Source organism: Pseudomonas gebzensis, assembly GCF_034427815.1.
Classification (GTDB): Bacteria; Pseudomonadota; Gammaproteobacteria; order Pseudomonadales; family Pseudomonadaceae; genus Aquipseudomonas.
This window is the reverse complement of record NZ_JAXQNS010000010.1, coordinates 35,478-57,653: the sequence shown is the minus strand read 5'-3', so window position 1 is coordinate 57,653 and position 22,176 is coordinate 35,478. Positions and strand designations below refer to the sequence as shown.

General features: G+C 61.4%; 16 protein-coding genes. 6 read left to right on the top strand and 10 right to left on the bottom strand.

Annotation, left to right across the window (positions count from 1 at the left end):
- Positions 1–8: 8 nt before the first annotated feature.
- Entirely contained in the window at positions 9–1,379 is a 1,371-nt protein-coding gene (radA, locus tag SJI00_RS18210) for a DNA repair protein RadA (RefSeq protein ID WP_322463073.1), read from the bottom strand.
- Positions 1,380–1,557: 178 nt separating this feature from the next.
- Between radA and mscL the strand changes: the two genes are divergently transcribed.
- Positions 1,558–1,977 (top strand): large-conductance mechanosensitive channel protein MscL, encoded by a 420-nt coding sequence (mscL, locus tag SJI00_RS18205; protein WP_322463072.1) that lies wholly within the window; start codon positions 1,558–1,560, stop codon positions 1,975–1,977.
- A gap of 56 nt (positions 1,978–2,033) precedes the next feature.
- Here the strand turns inward: mscL and SJI00_RS18200 are convergent, their stop codons facing one another.
- A complete protein-coding gene (locus SJI00_RS18200; RefSeq protein WP_322463071.1) occupies positions 2,034–2,810 on the bottom strand; it encodes a ferredoxin--NADP reductase in 777 nt (258 codons plus the stop codon).
- A 203-nt stretch (positions 2,811–3,013) separates the two neighbouring features.
- Between SJI00_RS18200 and SJI00_RS18195 the strand changes: the two genes are divergently transcribed.
- Together SJI00_RS18195 and SJI00_RS18190 are read left to right on the top strand one after the other, a co-directional pair.
- A complete protein-coding gene (locus tag SJI00_RS18195) occupies positions 3,014–3,727 on the top strand; it encodes an autoinducer binding domain-containing protein (RefSeq protein ID WP_322463070.1) in 714 nt (237 codons plus the stop codon).
- Between the two features lie 94 nt (positions 3,728–3,821).
- Positions 3,822–4,946 carry a methyltransferase gene (locus tag SJI00_RS18190; RefSeq protein WP_322463069.1) on the top strand — a complete coding sequence of 375 codons (1,125 nt, stop codon included), beginning with the start codon at positions 3,822–3,824 and terminating at the stop codon, positions 4,944–4,946.
- A gap of 172 nt (positions 4,947–5,118) precedes the next feature.
- On the opposite strand, the gene SJI00_RS18185 is transcribed toward SJI00_RS18190, so the two are convergent.
- Genes SJI00_RS18185 through SJI00_RS18175 form a run of 3 tightly spaced genes read right to left on the bottom strand, consistent with a single transcriptional unit; the run spans position 5,119 to position 7,734 of the window.
- Positions 5,119–5,274 (bottom strand): DUF2474 domain-containing protein, encoded by a 156-nt coding sequence (locus SJI00_RS18185; RefSeq protein WP_322463068.1) that lies wholly within the window; start codon positions 5,272–5,274, stop codon positions 5,119–5,121.
- Positions 5,275–5,286: 12 nt separating this feature from the next.
- Positions 5,287–6,294 carry a cytochrome d ubiquinol oxidase subunit II gene (cydB, locus tag SJI00_RS18180; RefSeq protein WP_322463067.1) on the bottom strand — a complete coding sequence of 336 codons (1,008 nt, stop codon included), beginning with the start codon at positions 6,292–6,294 and terminating at the stop codon, positions 5,287–5,289.
- A 3-nt stretch (positions 6,295–6,297) separates the two neighbouring features.
- Positions 6,298–7,734, bottom strand: a complete 1,437-nt coding sequence (locus tag SJI00_RS18175; RefSeq protein WP_322463066.1) for a cytochrome ubiquinol oxidase subunit I — start codon at positions 7,732–7,734, stop codon at positions 6,298–6,300.
- A gap of 611 nt (positions 7,735–8,345) precedes the next feature.
- On the opposite strand from SJI00_RS18175, the gene SJI00_RS18170 reads away from it, so the two are divergent.
- The gene (locus tag SJI00_RS18170) at positions 8,346–9,572 is read left to right on the top strand and encodes an MFS transporter (RefSeq protein WP_416221067.1); all 1,227 of its coding nucleotides are present in this window, start codon (positions 8,346–8,348) and stop codon (positions 9,570–9,572) included.
- 117 nt (positions 9,573–9,689) lie between these two features.
- Here SJI00_RS18170 and SJI00_RS18165 read toward each other — a convergent pair whose 3' ends face one another.
- A complete protein-coding gene (locus tag SJI00_RS18165) occupies positions 9,690–10,166 on the bottom strand; it encodes a GNAT family N-acetyltransferase (protein ID WP_322463064.1) in 477 nt (158 codons plus the stop codon).
- 378 nt (positions 10,167–10,544) lie between these two features.
- On the opposite strand from SJI00_RS18165, the gene SJI00_RS18160 reads away from it, so the two are divergent.
- A complete protein-coding gene (locus tag SJI00_RS18160) occupies positions 10,545–11,840 on the top strand; it encodes an NCS2 family permease (protein ID WP_322463063.1) in 1,296 nt (431 codons plus the stop codon).
- Entirely contained in the window at positions 11,837–12,922 is a 1,086-nt protein-coding gene (trmA, locus tag SJI00_RS18155; RefSeq protein WP_322463062.1) for a tRNA (uridine(54)-C5)-methyltransferase TrmA, read from the top strand. Before SJI00_RS18160 ends, trmA begins: the two co-directional genes overlap by 4 nt.
- A 381-nt stretch (positions 12,923–13,303) precedes the next feature.
- On the opposite strand, the gene SJI00_RS18150 is transcribed toward trmA, so the two are convergent.
- The 4 genes from SJI00_RS18150 to SJI00_RS18135 form a co-directional block, all read right to left on the bottom strand.
- Positions 13,304–13,567, bottom strand: coding sequence for a PAAR domain-containing protein (locus SJI00_RS18150; RefSeq protein WP_322463061.1), 264 nt, complete (start codon positions 13,565–13,567; stop codon positions 13,304–13,306).
- A gap of 374 nt (positions 13,568–13,941) precedes the next feature.
- Complete coding sequence (locus SJI00_RS18145) at positions 13,942–14,295, bottom strand: hypothetical protein (protein ID WP_322463060.1); 354 nt, start codon at positions 14,293–14,295, stop codon at positions 13,942–13,944.
- Positions 14,296–14,300: 5 nt separating this feature from the next.
- Positions 14,301–18,902, bottom strand: coding sequence for an RHS repeat-associated core domain-containing protein (locus tag SJI00_RS18140; RefSeq protein WP_322463059.1), 4,602 nt, complete (start codon positions 18,900–18,902; stop codon positions 14,301–14,303).
- Positions 18,899–21,805 (bottom strand): type VI secretion system Vgr family protein, encoded by a 2,907-nt coding sequence (locus SJI00_RS18135; protein ID WP_322463058.1) that lies wholly within the window; start codon positions 21,803–21,805, stop codon positions 18,899–18,901. The genes SJI00_RS18140 and SJI00_RS18135 overlap by 4 nt, the downstream gene beginning before the upstream one ends.
- Positions 21,806–22,176 lie beyond the last annotated feature (371 nt).

The window sequence follows — 22,176 nt, the reverse complement described above, 5'->3', positions numbered from 1 at the left end:
GGTCGCGCTCACTCCTCGAACAACGCATCCAGCGCCTGCTCCAGGCGCGTCACTGCAATCACCTGCAAACCTGCCGGGGCATCCTTAGGCGCATTGGCCTGGGGCACGATGGCGCGCTTGAAGCCATGCTTGGCCGCTTCCTTGAGGCGCTCCTGACCACTGGGCACCGGGCGCACCTCGCCCGACAACCCCACCTCGCCAAACACCAGCAGCCCATGGGCCAACGGACGGTTGCGCAGGCTCGACATCACGGCTGCGAGCAAGGCCAGGTCAGAGGCGGTTTCCAGCACCTTGACCCCACCCACCACGTTGAGGAACACGTCCTGATCATGGGTCGGGATCCCGCCATGACGGTGCAGCACGGCCAGCAGCATGGCCAGGCGGTTCGGGTCCAGGCCCAGGGTGACCCGGCGCGGGTTGGACAAATGGCTGTCGTCCACCAGGGCCTGCACTTCCACCAGCATCGGCCGAGTGCCTTCCCAGGTGGCCATGACCACGCTGCCGGGTACCGCTTCCTGGGCGCGGTTGAGGAAGATCGCCGAGGGGTTGGACACCTCTTTCAAACCGCGGTCGGTCATGCCGAACACGCCCAGCTCGTTGATCGCGCCAAAGCGGTTCTTCACCGCCCGCAGCAGGCGCAGGCGGCCATCGGATTCACCCTCGAAATACAGCACGGTGTCGACCATGTGCTCCAACACCCGCGGCCCGGCCAGTGAGCCCTCCTTGGTGACGTGGCCCACGAGGAAGATCGCCGTGCCGCTCTGCTTGGCGTAGCGCACCAGCAACGCCGTGCTTTCACGCACTTGGGACACGCCGCCAGGTGCCGATTGCAGCTGCTCGGTGAAAATGGTCTGGATCGAGTCGATGACCATCACTCGCGGCTTTTCCGAACGGGCGGTGGCGATGATGGTTTCGATGCAGGTCTCGGTCATGATCTTGAGCTTGTCCTGCGGCAAGCCCAGCCGCCGTGAGCGCATGGCCACCTGCTGCTGGGACTCCTCGCCGGTGACATACAGCGCGGGCAGGTTGACGGCCATGTGGCACAGGGTCTGCAACAGGATGGTCGACTTGCCGATACCCGGGTCACCACCGATCAGCACCACCGAGCCGTCCACCAGGCCGCCGCCAAGCACGCGATCCAGCTCGCTGCTGCTGGTGGTGAAGCGGGGGATTTCCTCGATGCTGACTTCAGCCAGGGTCTTGAGCTGCGCCTGCTGTCCGGTCCAGCCGGCACGCCCGCTGGGCGCTGCAGCGCCGCCGCTTTCGATCTGGGTCTCCACCAGGGTGTTCCAGGCGCCGCACTCGCCGCACTGGCCTGCCCACTTGGGGAAGGTGGCGCCGCACTCGGTGCAGCCATACAAGCGCTTGGCCTTGGCCATGGGGTCGGTCTCCTGGAAAAAGTCACCATGATAACCGAGGCCGGCGCCTCTGCCGCAGGCGCACATCGACTAAAACTATTGGTGGCCATGACAGTCATTTGCAGCATGCGCAACGCATGAAAACCGACGCTGGCTTACACTGCGAGCACATTCTCAATTTGTTACAAGGAAACACACCATGAGCGTGATCAAGGAATTCAAGGCCTTTGCGGTCAAGGGCAACGTCGTCGACATGGCGGTCGGGATCATCATTGGTGCGGCGTTCGGCAAGATCGTTTCGTCCTTCGTGGGCGATGTGATCATGCCACCACTGGGCCTGCTGATCGGCGGCGTGGACTTCAGCGACCTGGCCATCACCCTCAAGGCCGCCCAAGGCGATGTGCCGGCGGTGGTCCTGGCCTACGGCAAGTTCATCCAGACCGTGATCGACTTCATCATCGTGGCCTTTGCCATCTTCATGGGCGTGAAGGCGATCAACCGCCTCAAGCGCGAAGAGGCCGTGGCACCCAGCGTGCCGCCGGCGCCGACGCCACAGGAAACCCTGCTGACGGAAATCCGCGACCTGCTGAAAACCCAGAACCAGAACAAGCTGCTCTGACGCAACGCAACGGGGCCGCCCAAGGCGGCCCCGTTTCCACAACCGCTTTACCGCCGTTACCAGTAGTTCTCCACAGCCACCTGCCCCGGCCGACGGCTCAAGCTCAGTTGCAGATCCCGCGCCTTCAAGGCCTGACGGGTGTCGTCGATCATCTGCGGATTGCCGCACAGCATGATGCGCGAGTGCTCGGGAGAGAACGCCAATCCTGCTGTACGCTCCAGCTCGCCGGTCTCGATCAGTGTGGTGATTCGTGCGTTCAGCGCGCCGGGGTACGTTTCGCGGGTGACCACCGGGATGAACTGCAGCTTGCCCGCATAGTCCTGCAGGTAATCGCGCTGCTGCAACCCGGCGATGTCCTCGACATAAGCCAGTTCCTTGGCTTCGCGCACCGAATACACCAGCTTGATCGAGTCAAAACGCTCCCAGGCTTCGAAGTCCTGCAGGATCGACATGAACGGCGCGATGCCGGTCCCTGTCGCCAGCAGCCACAGGTCGCGCCCGCCGACGAAGCGATCCAGGGTCAGGAAACCGAACGCCTGGCGGTCGATGAGCAACTCATCGCCTTTGCCCAGGCGGCTCAGTTCGCTGGTGAATTCCCCACCCGGTACCACGATGGAAAAGAAATCCAGGTACTCATCGTGCGGCGCACTGACCATCGAATAGGCGCGCCACGCCACGCTACCGTCGGCCTTGGTCACCCCCAGGCGGGCGAACTGGCCGGAGCGAAAGCGAAAGCCTGGGTCGCGGGTCACCCGCAAGCTGAACAGGTTCGGGGTCAACGGCTGGACGTCCAGCAGGGTCTGGCTGGTGAACTTGTCGGTGCTGGCGGTCATGAGCGGCTCCACGAAACAGGTGCGCCAGTTTGGCGCAAAGCTCGCGCGATAAAAACCACGCGGTTGCCAGGCGTATTGGCTGGAAGAGTCGAAATGACTAAATCGAAAGTGGTTTATAGCGAAAAGAACCGACCTCATCACGGCAGTTTTCCTACACTGGCAAGCGTGCATTCAATTCACCAGCAAACCTTCGGGGAAGCGTGATGCCGCATTGGACGCCTGATCAGCTTCAGGATTTGCTGGAAAAGCGAGACCCACCTGCCGTTTTCGAACGGGCCATCGAACTGGCCCAGGTCTTGGGGATGACCCACCTGGGTTTGCGCCTGCATGTGCACAGCGTGGCCCGAGGCGCGAATGTGGTGTTCTACAACAACTATCCGCGCGAGTGGAACGAGCAATACCAACGTGAGGAACTGAGCGGGGTCGACCCGATCAAGTCGATGTGCCACCACACCACCCTCCCCGTGCTCTGGGACGAGGCGCATTTCAGCGCCGCTTCCGAGTTTCGTCAGGCCGCCTGTCGGCATGGCCTGCGCCATGGCTGGACCCAGGCGGTGCATGGCCTTCGCGGCCATGAAAGCCACCTCAGCGTCTCCCGCCCATCGGGCAAGATCAGCCTGGCCGAGTTCTATGAGAAAGGCGCCGAAGTGCTCTGGCTGTGCAACACCTTGCACGCCGTGCTCGGTGAGCATCACAAGGCCCAGCTCGAGGCCGAGTCGCCCGTCTCGCAGCTGAGCGAGCGGGAGCTGGAAGTGCTGCGCTGGTCTGCCGCCGGCAAGACCGCAGCCGACATCGCCTGCATCCTGTCGTTGTCACAGAGCACGGTGAATTTCCATATCCGCAGCGTCATCAGCAAGACCAACGCCTCGAACAAGGCCGGCGCCATCGCCATCGCGGCCCGGCAAGGCATCATCTGAAGCCGGTGCGCCCTTCCTTGGCAAAGCTCTGTAGAATTCGCTCACTTACAAGGGTCGCGCCGGCGACCCGACGATTCGCCTCAGAGCCTGACCGATGCCTTTGCTGACCACCCCCTACGCCGACCTCGACCTGATTCGCCAACCCGACCAGGCCAATGACCCGTTGCAGGCCTTTGACGCCGCCGACCACTACCTGCTGCAACACCTCGCCGAGCAGACGCCTACTGGGCCGTGCCGGGTACTGGTGCTCAACGACAGCTTCGGCGCGCTGGCCGCCAGCCTGAGCGGCCACGTGCAGGTGGTCAGCAGCTCGGATTCGTACCTGGCGCAGTTGGCGCTGACGAAGAACCTGGCGCGCAATGGAAAAGCCGCCGACAGCGTGACGTTCGTCCCGGCCAGCCAGTTCTGCCAAGGCCCCTTCGACCGCGTGCTGCTGCGCGTGCCCAAGACCCTGGCGCTGCTGGAGGAGCAACTGATCCGCCTGCATGGCCAGCTCGCGCCCGGTGCCCAGGTCATCGCAGGGGCCATGATCAAGCACCTGCCGCGCGCTGCCGGCGATCTGTTGGAGAAGTACATCGGCCCGGTGCAGGCTTCGCTTGCGCACAAAAAGGCCCGCCTGCTGATCGCCACGGCGGCCGAGCGTCCAGCCTTCACCTCGCCGTACCCCACGCGCTACGCGCTGGAAAAACCGCCGCTGACGCTGGTCAACCACGCCAACGTGTTCTGCCGCGAAGACCTGGACATCGGCACCCGCGCCTTCCTCCCGCACCTGCCCGGCAACCTGGGCAGTGCTCGGGTGGCCGACCTGGGCTGCGGCAACGGCGTGCTGGCCATCGCCAGCGCCCTGAGCAACCCCGAGGCGCATTACACCCTGGTCGATGAGTCGTACATGGCCGTGCAATCGGCCGAGGAAAACTGGCAGGTGGCGTTGGGCAATCGGGCGGCCGACTTCCAGGCCGGCGACGGCCTGGCCTTGCAGGCCAAGCAGTCGCTGGAGGTGGTGCTGTGCAACCCGCCGTTCCACCAGCAGCAGGTGGTCGGCGATCTGCTCGCCTGGCGCATGTTCCAGCAGGCCCGTGAGGCGCTGGTGGTGGGCGGCGCGCTGTACATCGTGGGCAACCGCCACCTGGGTTACCACAGCAAGCTGGCGCGCTTGTTCCGAGGGGTGGAGCAGGTGGCGGCGACGCCCAAGTTCGTGATTCTCAAAGCCCGGAAATAGCCCGGCGCTGCGGTTCATCAAGCCAGGTTGGCAGGGGTCGGGGCGACCTGACATCAGGGTCTGTGTAAACCTGTTGAGGCAGTCGGTCCCACGCTCCGGCCAGCCATGGCGGGCTGCAGAGCAGCCCCATCGCTTGTCGAATCAACAGCCTTGTGGAAATAACCCCGAGCCTTCAGTGCGTCGTGAGCCCGGCCGCGCTCATGAACAGGCGCATCAGCCAGGCAAACACACCCAGGCTGGCCACGCTGGCCACCCAGATCAGCACCAGCCAGCCCACGCGCCGCCACAGCGGCGCCGGGGTGGGCGTTTCTTGCAGTTTGCGGGTCATGTGGCGTGCTCCCTAGTGATAACCGTCGTCGTGGCCGACCTTGCCGCGGAACACGTAATAGCTCCAGAACGTGTAGCCGAGGATGAGCGGCAGGATGAACAGCGTGCCCACCAGCATGAAGCCCTGGCTCTGCGGCGGTGCGGCGGCCTCCCAGATCGAGATCGACGGCGGAATGATGTTCGGCCACAGGCTGATGCCCAGCCCGCTGTAGCCCAGGAAGATCAGCACCAGGGTGAGCAGGAACGGCGCGTAGTGGCTGTCGCGCCCCACCGCCTTGAGCAAGGCATAGAAGGTCACCAGCACCAGGATCGGCACCGGCATGAACCAGAGCAGGTTGGGCATGCTGAACCAGCGTTCGGCGATCTGCCCGTAGGCCAGCGGCGTCCACAGGCTGACCACACCGATGACTGCCAGCAGCACCAGCGCCAAGGGCCGCGCCAGGTCGTGCATGCGCCGGTGCAGGGCACCGTCGGTCTTCATGATCAGCCAGGTGCAGCCCAGCAGCGCGTAGGCCACGATCAGGCCCAGCCCGGAGAACAGGCTGAACGGGGTCAGCCAGTCCAGCGTGCCACCGGCATAATGCCGGTCGACCACCTTGAAGCCTTCGATGAACGCGCCCAGCGCCACGCCCTGGAAGAAGGTCGCCACCAGTGAGCCCCAGATGAACGCCTTGTCCCACAGGTGACGCTTGGCGTCTCGGGCCTTGAAACGGAACTCGAAGGCCACGCCGCGAAAGATCAAGCCCACCAGCATCAGCATCAGCGGCAGGTACAACGCTTCGAGCACCACGGCATAGGCCATCGGGAAGGCGCCGAACAACGCCGCCCCGCCGAGCACCAGCCAGGTTTCGTTGCCGTCCCAGACCGGCGCCACGGTGTTCATCATCACGTCGCGGTCAGCCTTGCCCTTGACGAAGGGGAAGAGCATGCCGATCCCCAGGTCGAAGCCATCCATCACCACGTACATCATCACCCCGAAGATGATGATCACGGCCCAGATCAGCGGAAGGTCGATACCCATGGTTCAGTTCCCCTCGTTCAGGCGGGCGGCATCGGTGTCGCTGCCCTCGTCGGCAGCCGACAGCGGTCGCGCTGGCGTACGTTTCTGCCCAGGCCCGCCTGGGCGTGGCTGGTTGCCCTCGCCGGTGTGCGGGCCCTTGCGCACCAGGCGCATCATGTAGCCAAGCCCCGTACCGAACAGCGCGAAGTAGACCACCACGAACATCACCAGGGTAAAGCCCAGCTGGGTCTCGCTATGGTTCGACACCCCTTGGGCGGTGCGCATCAGCCCGTAGACCACCCACGGCTGGCGACCGATCTCGGTGGTGAACCAGCCGGCCAGGATCGCGACCAGCCCCGACGGGCCCATCCACAGGGTCAGGTAAAGGAAGGGCCGCGAGCTGTACAAGCCGCCGCTGCGGCGCAGCCACAGGCTCCACAGCCCCACCAGGATCATCAGCATCCCCAAGCCGACCATGACCCGGAACGACCAGAACACCACGGTCGAGTTGGGCCGGTCTTCAGGCGCGAACTCTTTGAGAGCCGGCACCTGCTGGTCCAGGCTGTGGGTCAGGATCAGGCTGCCCAACGCGGGAATTTCCACCTTGTAACGGGTGGTCTCGGCCTGCATGTCCGGCAACCCGAAGAGAATCAACGGGGTCGGTTCGCCTGGCAGGTTTTCCCAGTGGCCTTCGATGGCGGCGATTTTCGCCGGCTGGTGCTTGAGGGTGTTGAGGCCATGGAAGTCGCCGATCACCGCCTGCACCGGCGCCACGATCAGTGCCATCCACATGGCCATCGAGAGCATCTTGCGAATCGCCGGGTTGTCGCGCCCGCGCAGCAGGTGCCAGGCCGCCGAGGCGCCGACGAAGAACGCCGTGGCAACGAACGCTGCAGTCGACATGTGCAGCAGGCGGTAGGGGAAGGACGGGTTGAAGATGATCGCCACCCAGTCCACCGGAATCACCCGCCCGTCGATGATCTCGTGGCCTTGCGGGGTCTGCATCCAACTGTTGGAGGCCAGGATCCAGAACGTCGAAATCAACGTCCCGATGGCCACCATCACGGTGGCGAAAAAGTGCAGGCCACGGCCCACACGGTTCCAGCCGAACAGCATGACGCCGAGAAAACCCGCCTCAAGGAAGAACGCGGTGAGCACTTCATAGGTGAGCAAGGGCCCGGTGACGGAGCCTGCGAACTCGGAGAAGCGGCTCCAGTTGGTGCCGAACTGATAGGCCATGACCAGGCCAGAGACCACGCCCATGCCGAAGTTGACGGCGAAGATCTTCGACCAGAAATGGTAGAGGTCGCGGTACACCTGCTCGTTGGTTTTCAGCCACAGGCCCTCGAGCACGGCCAGGTAACTGGCCAGGCCGATGGTGATGGCGGGGAACAGGATGTGGAACGACACGGTGAAGGCGAACTGAATTCGGGCAAGCTCTAGGGCTTCAAGGCCGAACATGGAGGTTTCCTCGTCAGGTGGTCCGGCGTCAGGGCATGCGGCCCATCCGCCTACTGCCCCCTCGTCTATCGAGCGCTGTGCGTTGGAATTGTTCTGTTGGATCGCGTGGGGGTACGGCTATCCGTTGCGATGGGTCGCTTGATCCAGATCAACGAATAGCCCAAGGATAGCCCCGCAGGCGTGGCCCAGAGGTGTGGTTGAATGCCGCGCGACAGGAGGTCTCACCGGGTTTACCGAGGCCAGCGAAACGTGCCCGGACGAGCAAGCAGCAACTCTTTGTTACAAACAGGTGATAGGCTGGGAATGCACTGGATGAGTCGCTTTGTAGCCTGACACCGCTGGCCGGCGCAGCCGAATGGGTGCAGGAGCTGCTACGGGTTAACCAGGCAAAGCGGTGGCGCGGCCATTGGGGCCCTACGCGCCCCATTGCGGCCGAAGCTGCTCCCACACCGACCGCATTCTCCTGCTGGAACGGCCTTGACCTGTCTTGCGCAACCGCCTGTGGCGAGCGGCCGTCCGCTTGGGCCATCCGATAAGGTCTGCAACATTGCCCCCGGTGAGGCCAGTGCGGGCCGGACCGTTCTACTTGCCTTCCGGAGTTCCACACAGTGATGCCTGAACCCACCCTGCTCCGCCACCACCGCCCCTTCATCGCATTCTGGTTCGCCCGGGTGTTCACTGCCAGTGGCTTCCAGATGCTCACCGTGGCCATTGGCTGGCACCTCTACCAGCTCACTGGCAACGTGCTGGACCTTGGTCTGGTGGGGCTGGTCGAGTTCGCGCCGCGGGTGCTGTTCATGCTGCACACCGGGCACGTGGCTGACCGCTACGATCGGCGTCGGGTGGCGGCGTTGTGTCAGGCCTTGCAAGGGCTGATTGCCCTGGGCCTGGCGGTGGGCAGCGTCACCGATAACATCAGCCGCGAGCTGATCTTTGCCCTGGCGTTCCTGCTGGGCGCCACGCGCTCGTTCGAGATGCCCGCGACCCAGGCGCTGTTGCCCAACGTGGTGCCAGCAGGCCTGTTTCCTCGTGCCGTGGCCGCATCGGCTTCAGCGACCCAATCGGCGACCATCGTCGCCCCGGCCATTGGCGGCTTTCTTTACGCCTTCGGTAGCACCTGGGTCTATGGCCCGACCGTGGCCTTGTACGCCATCGCCTGCCTGCTGACCTTGAGCCTCACGGTACGCCCGCAGATCGCCCAGCGCGGGCGGGCCAGCCTGGAGTCGCTGCTGGCGGGCATCCGCTTCATCCGCAGCCGCCCGGACATCCTCGGTGCCATCTCCCTGGACCTGTTCGCGGTGCTGCTGGGCGGCGCCACGGCGCTGCTGCCGGTGTTCGCCAAGGACATCCTGCTCACCGGCCCCATGGGCCTGGGGCTGCTGCGCTCGGCGCCAGCTGTGGGTGCGTTGCTGATGTCGCTGTGGCTCGCGCGCTTCCCGTTCGAGCGCAAGGTCGGGCGCACCATGTTCACCGCCGTCGGCGTGTTCGGGGTGGCGACCATCGCCTTCGGTCTGTCGACCTCGTTCTGGTTCTCGCTGGCGGTGCTGGTGGTGCTGGGCGCGGCAGACATGATCAGCATGGTGATCCGCAGCGCTTTCGTGCAGCTGGAGACACCGGATGACATGCGCGGCCGGGTCAGTGCGGTCAATGGTTTGTTCATCGGGGCCTCGAACCAGCTGGGCGAATTCGAGTCCGGGGTCACTGCGCACTGGCTCGGTACGGTGCCGGCGGTGGTGCTGGGCGGGGTCGGTACGCTGGTGGTGACGGGTGTGTGGATCAAGCTGTTTCCAACACTGGCGGGGCGTGATCGGCTGCACAGTGCTGCCAAGGATGACTGATCCGCTACCAGGCCGGCTTCGCCGATCATTGCAGCCACCAGAGCTGCTTCGCCGCCCCTCGCGGCCAACGTCGTCCCCCGTCCAACTGCAAAAATGGGCCTGAACCGTAACCGAGCGCTAAAGCAGCAAGCTCATGCTCAACTCCTGGCCTTGTGCTGTTCGGTAACCAGGCCCGCTGTGCACCCAGCCGGTGGCCTGATATAGCCCCACTGCAGCAACATTCTCGGGCGCCACCGACAACTGCAGCCGACCGATATCCGGCCACAGGGCACGCACCACTGCCGGCAGCGCCTGCATGCAGGCACGCCCCAGGCCTTGCCCCTGGGCGCGCTGGTCGACCTGCAAGGCGATCAGCATGGCGGCATCCGGCTCGGCCCAGGTGGGCAGGAATGCCCCACGCTGAAGCAATAGAAGACCGCGTGGCCGCTGCTCGACCAGCATCACCAGGCAACACTGCCGCTCGCTGCACGCGTGCAGCAGGTACAACGCACTCTCCACGTCGCCCGCGTAGCGCTGCTGCTCGGGCGACAGGTGGATGTCGAGCACTTGGGCTCGCTGCGCGGCGCTGAGGTCGCGGTAGTCGATGAGGTGCACGGCGGCTGACTCTTGAACGGGGCCGCAGTGTAGCGTGTACGCAGCCAGGTCCGGCCTGCTCGGCTGACGATCGACAGCTCGCGGCCCGCCAGGCGTCCTCACGCGCAGTCGACCGCTTTTTGGCGAGTCTGTTTTCACCTTGGCTGACACTACCTCAGGGCTTTTCATAGCGCCGGGAAGACCCGAGCGTCGCGCCCTGCCTCCACCGTGGGTCGCCTTGCCCCTCAGACATTTCAGACAGGACCTACCGCTTGCCGGGCATGCTGGTATGATGCGCGGCTTTTTTCCACCCCGGATAAAACACGGCGCCCCTCGCGGCCTGTGCTTTGCTGATGGGGTCGATACATTCACGGCGCCGACGGCGACTTGGGAGCGGGCATGCTGGAAAGGCTGTTTCAACTAAGAGCACACAACACCAACGTGCGCACCGAGATACTGGCGGGCGTGACCACCTTCCTGGCCATGGCCTACATCCTCTTCGTCAACCCGAGCATTCTCGGCGAGACCGGCATGGACAAGGGCGCACTGTTCGTCGCCACCTGCCTGGCCGCGGCCATCGGCTCGGTGACCATGGGCCTGATCGCCAACTACCCCATCGCGCTGGCGCCGGGCATGGGCCTGAACGCCTTCTTCACCTATACCGTCGTGCTGCATCAGGGGCACACGTGGCAGGTGGCGCTGGGGGCGGTATTCATCTCGGCGGTGCTGTTCTTCATCCTGTCGATCTTGCGCGTGCGCGAGTGGATCGTGAACAGCATCCCGCTGCCGCTGCGCTCGGCCATCGCCGCCGGTATTGGCCTGTTCCTGGCGCTGATCGCGCTGCATAACGCCGGCATCGTCGTCGATAACCCGGCGACGCTGGTAGGCATGGGCGACCTGAGCCAGCCGGCGCCGATTCTAGCCACGCTGGGCTTTTTCCTGATCGTCGGCCTGGAATCGCTGAAGGTCCGCGGCGCGGTGTTGATCGGCATTCTGGTGGTGACCGTGGCGGCCATCGTGCTCGGTGTGACACCGTTCGCCGGCGTGGTATCGATGCCACCGTCGCTGGCGCCGACTTTCCTGCAGCTGGACATTGCCGGCGCGTTGGACGTGGCGCTGATCAGTGTGATCTTTGCCTTCCTCTTCGTTGACCTGTTCGACAACTCCGGCACCCTCATCGGCGTCGCCAAGCGCGCCGGGCTGATGGGCAAGGACGGCCACATGCCGAAGATGGGCCGCGCCCTGATCGCCGACAGCACCGCCGCCATGGCCGGCTCGCTGCTGGGCACCTCGACCACCACCAGCTACATCGAATCGGCCGCAGGCGTAAGTGCCGGTGGCCGCACCGGCCTGACCGCCATCGTGGTCGCTGTGCTGTTCCTCCTGGCACTGTTCTTCGCCCCGTTGGCCGGCAGCGTGCCGGCCTTCGCCACCGCACCGGCATTATTGTTCGTGGCAGTGCTGATGGCCTCGGGCCTGGCTGAAATCAACTGGGATGACATCACCGAAGCAGCACCCGTGGTGGTCACCGCCCTGGCCATGCCGCTGACCTACTCGATCGCCAACGGCATTGCCTTCGGCTTCATCACCTGGACCGCCGTCAAGCTGATTTCCGGCCGCTACCGCGACCTGAACCCAGCGTTGGTGATCCTCTCCATCCTGTTCGTCATCAAATTGGGATGGTTCCCTGCATGAGTGCTGCCTTCGACCCCGCCTCCTACACCGCCCAGCTCAACGCCAAGGCCGAGCGCCTGCGCGAGTTGCTGGCGCCGTTCGATGCACCGCAGCCTGCGGTGTTCGATTCGCCCCTGGAGCACTACCGCCTGCGCGCCGAGTTCCGTCTGTGGCGCGAGGACGGCGAGCGGCATTACGCGATGTTCGCTCCCGGTGAGAAGCACAAGGCGATCCTGATCGACGACTTCCCCATCGCCAGCCAGCGCATCAACGTGCTGATGCCGCGCCTCAAAGCCGCCTGGCAAGCCAGCGAGGCACTGAGCAATCGCCTGTTCCAGGTGGAGTTCCTCACCACCCTGGCCGGGGACGCGATGGTTACCCTGTGCTACCACCGCCCGCTCGACGAGGCGTGGGAAGCCGCCGCGCAGGCGCTGGCCACCGAGCTGGATGTCAGCGTGATCGGGCGCTCCAAGGGTAAGCGTCTGGTGATTGGCCGCGATTATGCGGTCGAGAAGCTGGAAGTGGCCGGGCGTGTGTTCAGCTACCGCCAGCCAGAAGGCGCGTTCACCCAGCCCAACGGCACGGTGAACCAGAAGATGCTCGGCTGGGCCTTCGAGGCCATGGGCGAGCGCGATGACGACCTGCTTGAGCTCTACTGCGGCAACGGCAACTTCACCCTGCCGCTGGCCACCCGGGCGCGCAAGGTACTGGCCACCGAGATCAGCAAGACTTCGGTCAATGCCGCGCTGAGCAACCTGGAAGAGAACGGCGTGGATAACGTCTGCCTGGTGCGCCTGTCGGCCGAGGAACTGACCCAGGCACTGAACGAGGTGCGGCCGTTCCGCCGCCTGCAGGGCATCGACCTGAAGCAGTACGCCTTCGGCACCGTGTTCGTCGACCCGCCACGCGCCGGCATGGACACGGACACCTGCGAGCTGACCCGGCGTTTCGAACGCATCCTGTACATCTCGTGCAACCCGGAAACCCTCGCGGCCAACATCGCGCAGTTGCACGACACCCACCGCATCGAGCGCTGCGCGTTGTTCGATCAGTTTCCGTATACGCACCATATGGAGAGCGGTGTGTTGCTGGTGCGTCGGTAAGGCCAGCGGGCTTGTAGACGTCCGCCCGCCGCAAGCCCTCCGGGCTCTCGCGCAGAGATCGGATCACCGTGTGGGAGCGGCCGGTCCGGCGCTCCGGTCAGCCGCGATGGGCGGCGCAGCCGCCCTGAATCAAGCAACGTGCACCCCCTGATATAACCGGATTGCAGTCACTGGGCCGGCTACGCCGCCCAGCGGCTAACTGACTTGCCGGCCCGCTGCTTCCACACGTCACTGCTGAACCAGCAAATGACGTGTAGCTGCATGCAAGGCGATCACAACGGGCTAGCGCTGGACTACGTGGACGGATACACCGTATATCGCCGGTACAGTGGCGTGGCCGACGTAAGCCCATTCGATCGAATTGGCAAATAACGTCCTCAACTAGCCTGTGACAGCTCCATTCGGCCCACTGGCAATCAGCGCAGCACCACAGGCGGTTTTCATGCCGTCCAGCGCGACCGGTGTGCCCTCGATTTCATAGGTGCTGCTGCCCTCGGCAATCGGGAAAATGCCTTTGCATAACGGGCAACTGACCTTGTGACCGAGTCCGGCGATGGGTTTGCCATTCAGATCGGTTTGGGAGAAGGCTTCTAGTACTTTGCCGCCGTGTGTGGTGGAGTCGCCGAGGCGGATGATTTCTTTCATATTCAAAAACCTAATCCTTGCTAGAGGATCGAATTAATTTATCGTATAAAAATATTATATAAAAAGATATTTCATTCACAGCTTTCAATATTTATGGCTGTCATAAACCAATATATTTATAGTGAGCCACAAGCTGATCACTCGGTTCGGAAACCTCTAGATAAAAATCGCTCACCGGGCAAACCACTGACAAATAGGACGCATCTCAACCCTAGCACACTCTCGTTAATTTCATATATATCAAAATATAGTCGGCACTGCGTGCTTAAATCACAAGATCTTTTTTCAGGCGCAATGGATAGCATTACCTGCGTATAAAAAATAATCTAAAATTATATTTTAACACATTATCTATATGCAAACCTATTTCTTAATTAATACTGGGCATGGACCCACCTGGACATTATTCCTTTTATTTCGTCTAGAAGCGCTAAATCGCCCACTACAACTAGCTCACTCCCACCTTCTTTATCGCGATACGAACAAAGATAATTAATGTCTTCATCCAACACAACCCTGAGAATCTGCCCGGTTATTTCATTCTTTGCAGAGAAAATTGGATTGCCATCCAAGAACGGCTCGCCATTTACAAAAAAAGTATTGTAGTATGGCGCTTTAAATATCTCATTCTTAACTGCGCAAGCCTGAAGAGATAATCTAAAATAATCATATAAATAACACTCCAAAGACTCATAACAATCTCTATCAGTCAAGTAATCTTTGAACATTTCCTCTACTCCACGAAAGCTCTTCCGGTTATCACTTCGATATCAACACGTTCACTTTTTGTATCCTTTACCATAAAATTTCGACTAACACTTGCATTCACCCCACCGCACTTAGCACAATTATCAATATACTTATCTGCCTTCATAAACGCATCCTGACGGGCCGCGAGCTCTTTTTTATTTAATTTTCCTTTCAACTCCTCAAGTTTTTCCTTGGCACTCTCAACGGTCAGAGGGACATCTTGGTTCCATGCGACCGACTCCTCAAGCTTGGCACCTTGAGCTTGAATGCGTCCTCGATGCGCTGCCAATCCCAGTGGATCAATCCAACCCATAGGGTTCGGTGCATATTGATAGAGATTAATGCCACCTTCATAACTGATAGGATCTTTACTAACAAATCGACCGACGCACTGATCATAGTACCGATATCGGTTGTAATGCAGCCCCGTCTCATGATCGTGGTACTGTCCTTGGAACCGATTCGGATTAGTCACTTCCGCCTGAGCGACCAGCACCCCACCCCAAGCCTTGTACTGTGCCGCCCAAACCACATCCCCCTGCAAGTCCGTCAGTTCCTGCGGAGTCCCCAAATGATCACACTGGTACCACACCAACGCATCAAATGTGGAAGGCGTTACCTTATGGTTCCACAGCGGATCCTCATCAAGGCTGTAGTCGCCGCGGTAATCCGGTTGGGCAAGCAAACGGATGGGAGCATGGCGCACCGCTTGGGCTACAGGAACGAACGTGCCCGGCTCATAAATGTAATGCACCGTACGACCGGTTTCACCATCGCTTTGCGCCGGACTGCTCTCCCAGGCGAGGTTGTCCCCATCCCATCCGTACAGTGTAAATCCGCAGCTTAGCTCGCGCTGCTTTCGCAAATGCTCGTTCTTGTTCCAGAGTGATCCGGCTTCAGGGCGCGGTCGATAGTGTACGTTCGAGTGCTTGAACAGGCGGCGCCCCAGGGCGTCGTAGGCATATTCCACCGACAGCCTGGCATCCTTGAAATGGATCAGGCGATCAAACAGGTCACAGCGCAGTTCGCTGCAGGTTCCGTTATGCCAGCGTTTGATCTGATTGCCGCGATCGTCGTATTCGTAGTGGTTGCCGGCATACTCGCGCAACACGTTGTCGAGCAATTTACTGCGGCGTGGTGTTGATTCCAGCGGGCGGCGAGTCTCGGCGGTTGGCTCATCCAGCAAGTTGCCGGCGGGGTCGAATTCGAAGGTTTCCAGGCCCAGACGGCTGGTCGCACTAAGCAGCCTGCCCACCGGATCGTAGCGGTAAGACAGGCCGCCGCGACGGCTGTCATTGATCCCTGTGAGTTGGCTCGCAGCATCGTAGGTGTACTCGCGCTTGATCAATACCGACTTGTCATCTCGTCTGCCAAGCAGTTGCTCTTGCAGTCGTCCAACGGCATCCCATGCTTGCGTCTGTACCAGTCGATTGCCTTGATGCCTCGCCACTTCTCGGTGCAGATCATCGCGCTCGTAGCCCAGCAGTTCGTGCTCGTTGAGGCGCAGTGCCAGGAGATGGCCGCTGCCATAGGTCAACCAACTGACTCGATGACCATCTGGACGGGTGGTTGCGATGCGCTGGTTCAACACGTCGTACTCGTGCTGCCAGACTGCAACCATGGGTGTTTTCAGTCGCACATAATGCTGATGCTCGCGTACCAGGTTGCCCGCCCGGTCGTGGAACCACTGCACGCGGCTGTCCGCGTTGTGGGCAAGAACCAGATGACCGTTGCCGTCATAGGCGAATGTCTCGGTTTGTGACTCCTCTCCCTGACTGGCACGCCGCTCGATGACGCGGCCCAGTTCGTCGAGGCTGAGGTGGATGACGCGTTCACCGTTGATGATTGCAGCCAGTCGCCCGGTTTCGGGGGCGTACTGATAGCGGGTGACCTGAGCGTCGAAACCGGTTTCGGTCAACAGGCGCCCCATCGGGTCATAGCGGAACCGTGCTGAGCGCTTGTTCTCGTTCTCAAGCGCCTGTAATTGTCCGAGTCGATCCCAGTAATAACGCAGCGTGTGTTCGGCTGCGTCCACGCGTTCGGCGATGAAACCGGCAGCGTTATAGCTCCAAGTGGTGCAACGATCAAGTGCGTCGACGTACACCAATAATCGGCCTTCGGCATCGCGCCTCATGCGCTCTACGGTCCCGTCCGGGTGTCTGATTGATACTTGCTGTCCGGCCTTGTATTCGTAATCGGTGGCGTTACCCCCAGCGTCGATGAAGCAGATCATTTGCCCGCGTTCGTCATACGTCCAAACGCTGGCCTTGCCTGAGCAGTCGGCGTACTCCACCAACTGGCCGGCGGCGTTGTAGGCCAGCGTTTTCTCGTTGCCGTTGGCATCTTTGATAGCGGTGGGTTGGCCGGCCTTGTTGTAGGTGTATTCGGTCTTGTTTCCGAGCGGATCGATGGCCTCGATTACATTGCCGACATCGTCATACGTGCTCAGCCAAAAACCGCCTTCCGCATCCATGACTTTGATGAGTTGGTCTTGATCGTCGTAGGCGAAGTGAACAACGGCGTTATCGGCTTGAATGTGTTCCAACCGATTGCCACGCTCGTCGTAGCTGTAGCGATCTGTAGTCCCATCAGGATGAACATGGCGTACCACGTTCTTGGCTTCATCACGGAACAGCCATTCCGATAATCCATCGGCGTAGCAAATCCGATAGGTGTAGCCAAGGATGTCGTAGTAGTGCCAGGTCTCGTGGCCGTGCGCATCAGTCACATGGGTCAGGCGAATGTGTTCATCCCACTCCAGATGGGTGTCGAAGCTGCCGTCGTCAGCCCACTCACGTACGGCTTTGGCGTGAGCGCCGGTCCCTTGCCACTGCAGATTCATGCCACGCCCGGTACGGTCGGTATAGCGCGTGATCAGGTGATGCTGATACTGATACGACCAGGCTGATGCATGCTCATCCTGCGCCTGAATCAGATCGCCGCTCGTGTCGTATTGATAGGCACACAGTTGTCGCTGCGGCGCACCCTCGCGAATGTCCCACAGGCCGGTAAGACGGCCTTGATCGTCGATCAGCGTGCCAAGGTGCAGGTGAGTCTTGGCGAAATCGTTTTCCTGATAGGTGATCAGATCGGAGAGGACGGACTGTTCGCCGTGAAGATGCTCATAGTGCAGCATCATCCCGGCGCCATTGCGCAGCGAGATCTGGGTCAGCACATAACGCTGGCCCTGGCGGACATAGGTTTCCTGGCGTTCAAAACCGTGGCAGAGCAGCAACTGATCGTCGGCTGCACGGACCAGGGTGATGTTTTCAATGGCGTCGTAGTGAAGCGCACCCACCGTGGGCAATGGGTAGCGTTGGTTGCGACCGTCGGCGCCGTGGAACGTCAGGCCATCGCCCGCGCAGTCAAACCGTGTGGTGAATTCGCTGATCCAGCGTGCGCCGAGCTCGCTCTGGTCGTAGGCATCCAGGCGTGAGTTGTAGGTTCGTGTCCACTTGACCGGAAACGGCCCCGGCAGGCTGAAATCGGTATGGCTGACGCTTTCTGAGCCCAGCGCAAAATCGATGCTGTGGCACGTGGCGGTACAGGCGCCGTTTTTCCTCGCAGACGCCGCCTGTGTGGCAGGAGCCTGCTTGCTCGTGGCGCCCAACCCTCCTTGCGAGGCAGTGCGCTTTGCCTGGCTGGTCTGATCGGGCTTGACCCCCGCGCTCTGTCCGCGCGCATTGCGTTTACGCCAGAGAGTGACCGCGCTGGACAAGATCAGCAGCAACCAGCCAATCGAGTTCTGAACCGATTCATCGTCCAGCTTGCTCAACTGGGTGCGCACTTGCGTGCCCATGGCCCGCAGCTTTGCGGTCTCGGTCGCGACCTTTTTCTTCACTTCATCGTGCAAGAGATGCTGGGCCGCACTGTTGGCCAAGCCTTTACCGGCGGCTTTATAAGCACTGGAGGCCGCCCCGAAGATGTTGCTGATCGCGGCGAGCGGGTCGTTAAGTAGCTGATCGCCGGCGGCGCTGATCTGTTGACCCGCAGCCCGGGCATCGCCTGCGGCGTCAAGCGTGCCATTGGCCACCGTGTCGAGGGCTTTGGCGATCTCATTGATGACCTCTTCGCCGAGTTTTCCGGCGTCCGCCAGAATGCCGGGCAATTTGCCTCTGGCCTGTTCAACGAAGTCGTCGAGCGTACCGATGATGGATTCATTCAAATGCCCGATCAGCACTTCGATCACGGAGGCACTGAGCAACGCCTTGTTGGTGGCTTTCATCTCCTGACGGACGAGAAACAGCGTCGGGCGCAGGGTCATGCGCGCGGCGGCCATCGCCGGTGGCAACGGCAGCACCCCAATCAGGTTGATGCCCAGGCTGGCCCACGCCAACAGGTCGCGTGTCTTGACGTTGGACAAGGTAACGATGTCACCCAACGCATCGACCAACGCCATGATGTTGCCGACCACCGGCAAAGCGCCGGCGACGCTCTTGATCCGCTCGAGCGTGACCACGCCATCGGTCGTTGATTGCAGCCAGGCATCAAAGGTTGCCGCGCTGCTGGCAACGTCTTTGATGTCGATGGCATTGAGGGGGACGATGGCGACCTGAGGTTCACGCTTTGCGATTTCAGTGCTCATGACAGCAGCCCCCCCGCCCAAGGGCCCAGGGTTTTCGCGGGGGTCGTTGAGGGTATGACGGCGGGAAGGACTGGTAATTGTCCGTTCTTGCTGGCGGCGCCGAGAATGCTCGACGCGCTCGGCATGGCGGCCCTCGCCGATGTCGGCAATCCAGCAATCCCGCTCGGCGTCACATGATTCATCGGCTGAGCTGTTTGCATCGTCCGTTGCGCGTTCTGCATCGAACGCTTCACGGTCTGCGCCAAGCCATTGCTTTTCTCTGCCACCTCCCAGTTCTTGCCTTGCAACACCTGCGCGACCATCGCCTGCACCTGGCTCGGCACGTCCTCGCTCCCCGCCGGGTTCAGCGGCCATTGAGACTTACCGATGTAGCTGCCCTCGCTCCAGGTGTCCGCCGGGTCCTTGCCGAACAACACGCGCGCCGGGCCGGGTGAAGCGCCCGCAACACTGGCGAAGCCCTTCGCATCGAGAACGCCCTTGAGGCTGTTTCCCAGTGCATCGATCACTTCGTAATCGCCGGCCTTGATGCCGTGATGGCCGGCGTACCGGTTGAACAATTCCAGGTTGCCCTTACTTGGTTTCGACGGTTCCGGGAACACACCGGCCTGGCGCTTGGCGCCGGTGTAGGCAAAATTCGCCGCCTGCGCGGTGTACGGGCCGCGGGTGGCATGGGTGATGCCGCCAGCGTTGTAGATGGTCGCGCTGCCGCCGCCCTGGATCACCAGTTCAGTCTTGGCGGTTAGGGTGATGCGGTCGGCGTTGGCGGTGATGTCGAGGTTGGCCAGCAGGTTGATGCTGTCTTTCAGCGCGCGTACATCAATGTCGCCGGAGGCGGCGACCAGGCGCCAGCCCATGCTTTGCACGAACAGGCGCATACCGCGACTGGCACTGGCCAGCAGGCGTTTGCCGATGGAGAAACTGGTGTGGCCCGTACTGCTCAGCGCCAGGTGTTCACCGGTTGCGATGTGGCTGGAGCCCGGCGTGGTCAGGGCGATGCCGGCCGGGCTGGCGAGCACCAGATGGGGTTCGCTGAATTCCGGGAATTCGTTGGCCGTGAGGTTCGCCGGGCCGGTGCCGAGCACGCCCTGATAATGGGCATGCAGAGCCTCTGCCACCTCGTCCTGATCGCCCGGCTCCTGAGCCTGCAGATCCTTGGCCTGCACCGCAAACCCGTCTTGCTGGTCACTCGCCGTCGCGAGCCGCTCAGCCGTTTCCGGCAGGTCCTTATGGTGCCTGGATTCGTTCGGACGCGGCTCGGTGGTGATGAGCAGGCCCGCGGCCGCGCGCACGGCGCCGTGACGGTCGGTTCTTAACTCGAAACCCTCCCCGCGCGGCTGCCCCCCGCTCGGACGCGGATGGGTCAGATAACCGAGGTTGATCGCACTGGCGCCATGGTCACTGCGCAGTGCAATGCTGATCTCGCTGGTGGTGTCGTCGATACGCAGTTCATTGGCGCGACTGCCTTTGTACTCCTTGCTCTTGACGGTTGCCAAGGTCTTGAAATCCGGCAAACGATACGGCGGCAGATGAGCGCCGTGGTAGAGGCAGCCGGTGATCAACGGCTGATCAGGATCGCCCTCCAGGAAGGTGATCAGCACTTCCATACCGACCCGAGGGATATTGATGGCGCCCAAGGATTCAGCGGCCCAGCTCGACGCAACCCGCATCCAGCAACTGGTCATGGCATCGTGCTGGCCTTCGCGATCCCAGAAGAACTGCACCTTCACTCGGCCGTACTGATCGCAGTAAATCTCTTCGCCTTCCGGGCCGGTGACTACGGCACTTTGACTGCCGAGCACCTTGGGTTTGGGGTGATCCAGTGGCGGGCGGTAGGGTACGTCCCACGGAGTTGCAGTGAAGCGGTTGCGATAGCCTTGTTGAAAATCGTCTGCCTGGTCGGTGAGGTCGCTGGCCACCGACTCCTCCAGCACTTGCGGTTGCTTGCCCTCGTGGACGATGCCAGTCAGTAACCAGAGGTCATTCCAGGTTGAATCGGCGTGGTCGGTCAGGGCAAGGAAGTGGCCGGTGACAAGGGTCGGCTGATCGCTGCTGCCTTCGGCCAAGCGATAGTCGCTGCGCAGGCGCTCGAGTGCGCGGTTGGCCAGGTGCTTGCCACGCTCGCGATCTACGAATCGCCCGGGATAGTCGTAGTCTTCCAAGTCTGGGTGGGCGTGGCTCTTGGCATCGCTGCTCAACTCGATCTTGGGTTTGAGAAAGTTGTAATCGCGTCGTGTTGTACGGCCGGTGCGGGTGGCCAAGCGCACGCCGAAACGCTTGACCACCGGTTCGTACGCCACCAACCCGGAGTCCTGCTGGTAGGCTATTGGCGCCAGCTCCGCAAACACCGTCTGGTCATCGCCGAAGATCAGCCTGTGGCCGCTGGCGGTGTGCTGAAAGTGGTAGTGGATACCCTCTTCCTCGCAGAGACGCTGGATGAAATGCAGGTCGGACTCGTCGTACTGCACGCAGTACAGTCGCTCGGGGTACGGCGCGCTGAGCTGGAAGTGGTAATCGGTGGCGAAGATGCCGTGCTCTTCCAGCACCTGAGTGATGATTTGCTTAACGGTCAGGTGCTGGAAAATACGCTGGTTGATCCGGTGCGCGAGGTTGGACAGCTGTGGGCGCAGCGATAGCGTATAGCGGGTCAGACGTTTACCCGCATCGCCTTGGGCGATGCTGTAGACCAGGCCATGTATACCTGTACCGGTCGGCGAGAGTTGAAGAAACGCCTGTTTATGCAGCACGCTTTCAAGGTTGATCAAGGCGCGTTCGCTAACCAGTTCCAACTCGAATTCAAACGGGGTACTAAGGGCCTCCCGACCCGTAAACGACAACACTTGGAAATCGTTGATAACGTCGTTGATCGTCAGTTTGAAATGAGGCTGATTGGCCGGTGAGAACATCCCATGCTCCTCGCACAATGCGGCGACGCTTGCCAGCGCCGAACAAGGCTGACAGCGGAAGTTGAATGGTTGAGCCGTAGGTGAAACTACCTGGGGCGCAGCCAGCTACAACCAAATAACATGCCAACTTTATACGAAGCCTTATTACACGGGGCCTGGAGGGATCGCCCCTTTAAGCGGATGGTATAAATTCCTACAAAACACGCTAAATATGCGCAAGAAGTTGCGCAGTACTGTGCAAGAAGTTGCGCACTCAGCTGGAGACCACGTATTACTTGGGCTGTAGCGAATTAATCGGGAAAATATACGAAATAAGTGTGCAAGAAGTTGCGCACTTTAAAAACTGACTAGCCTATCAAGATGTTGTTCAT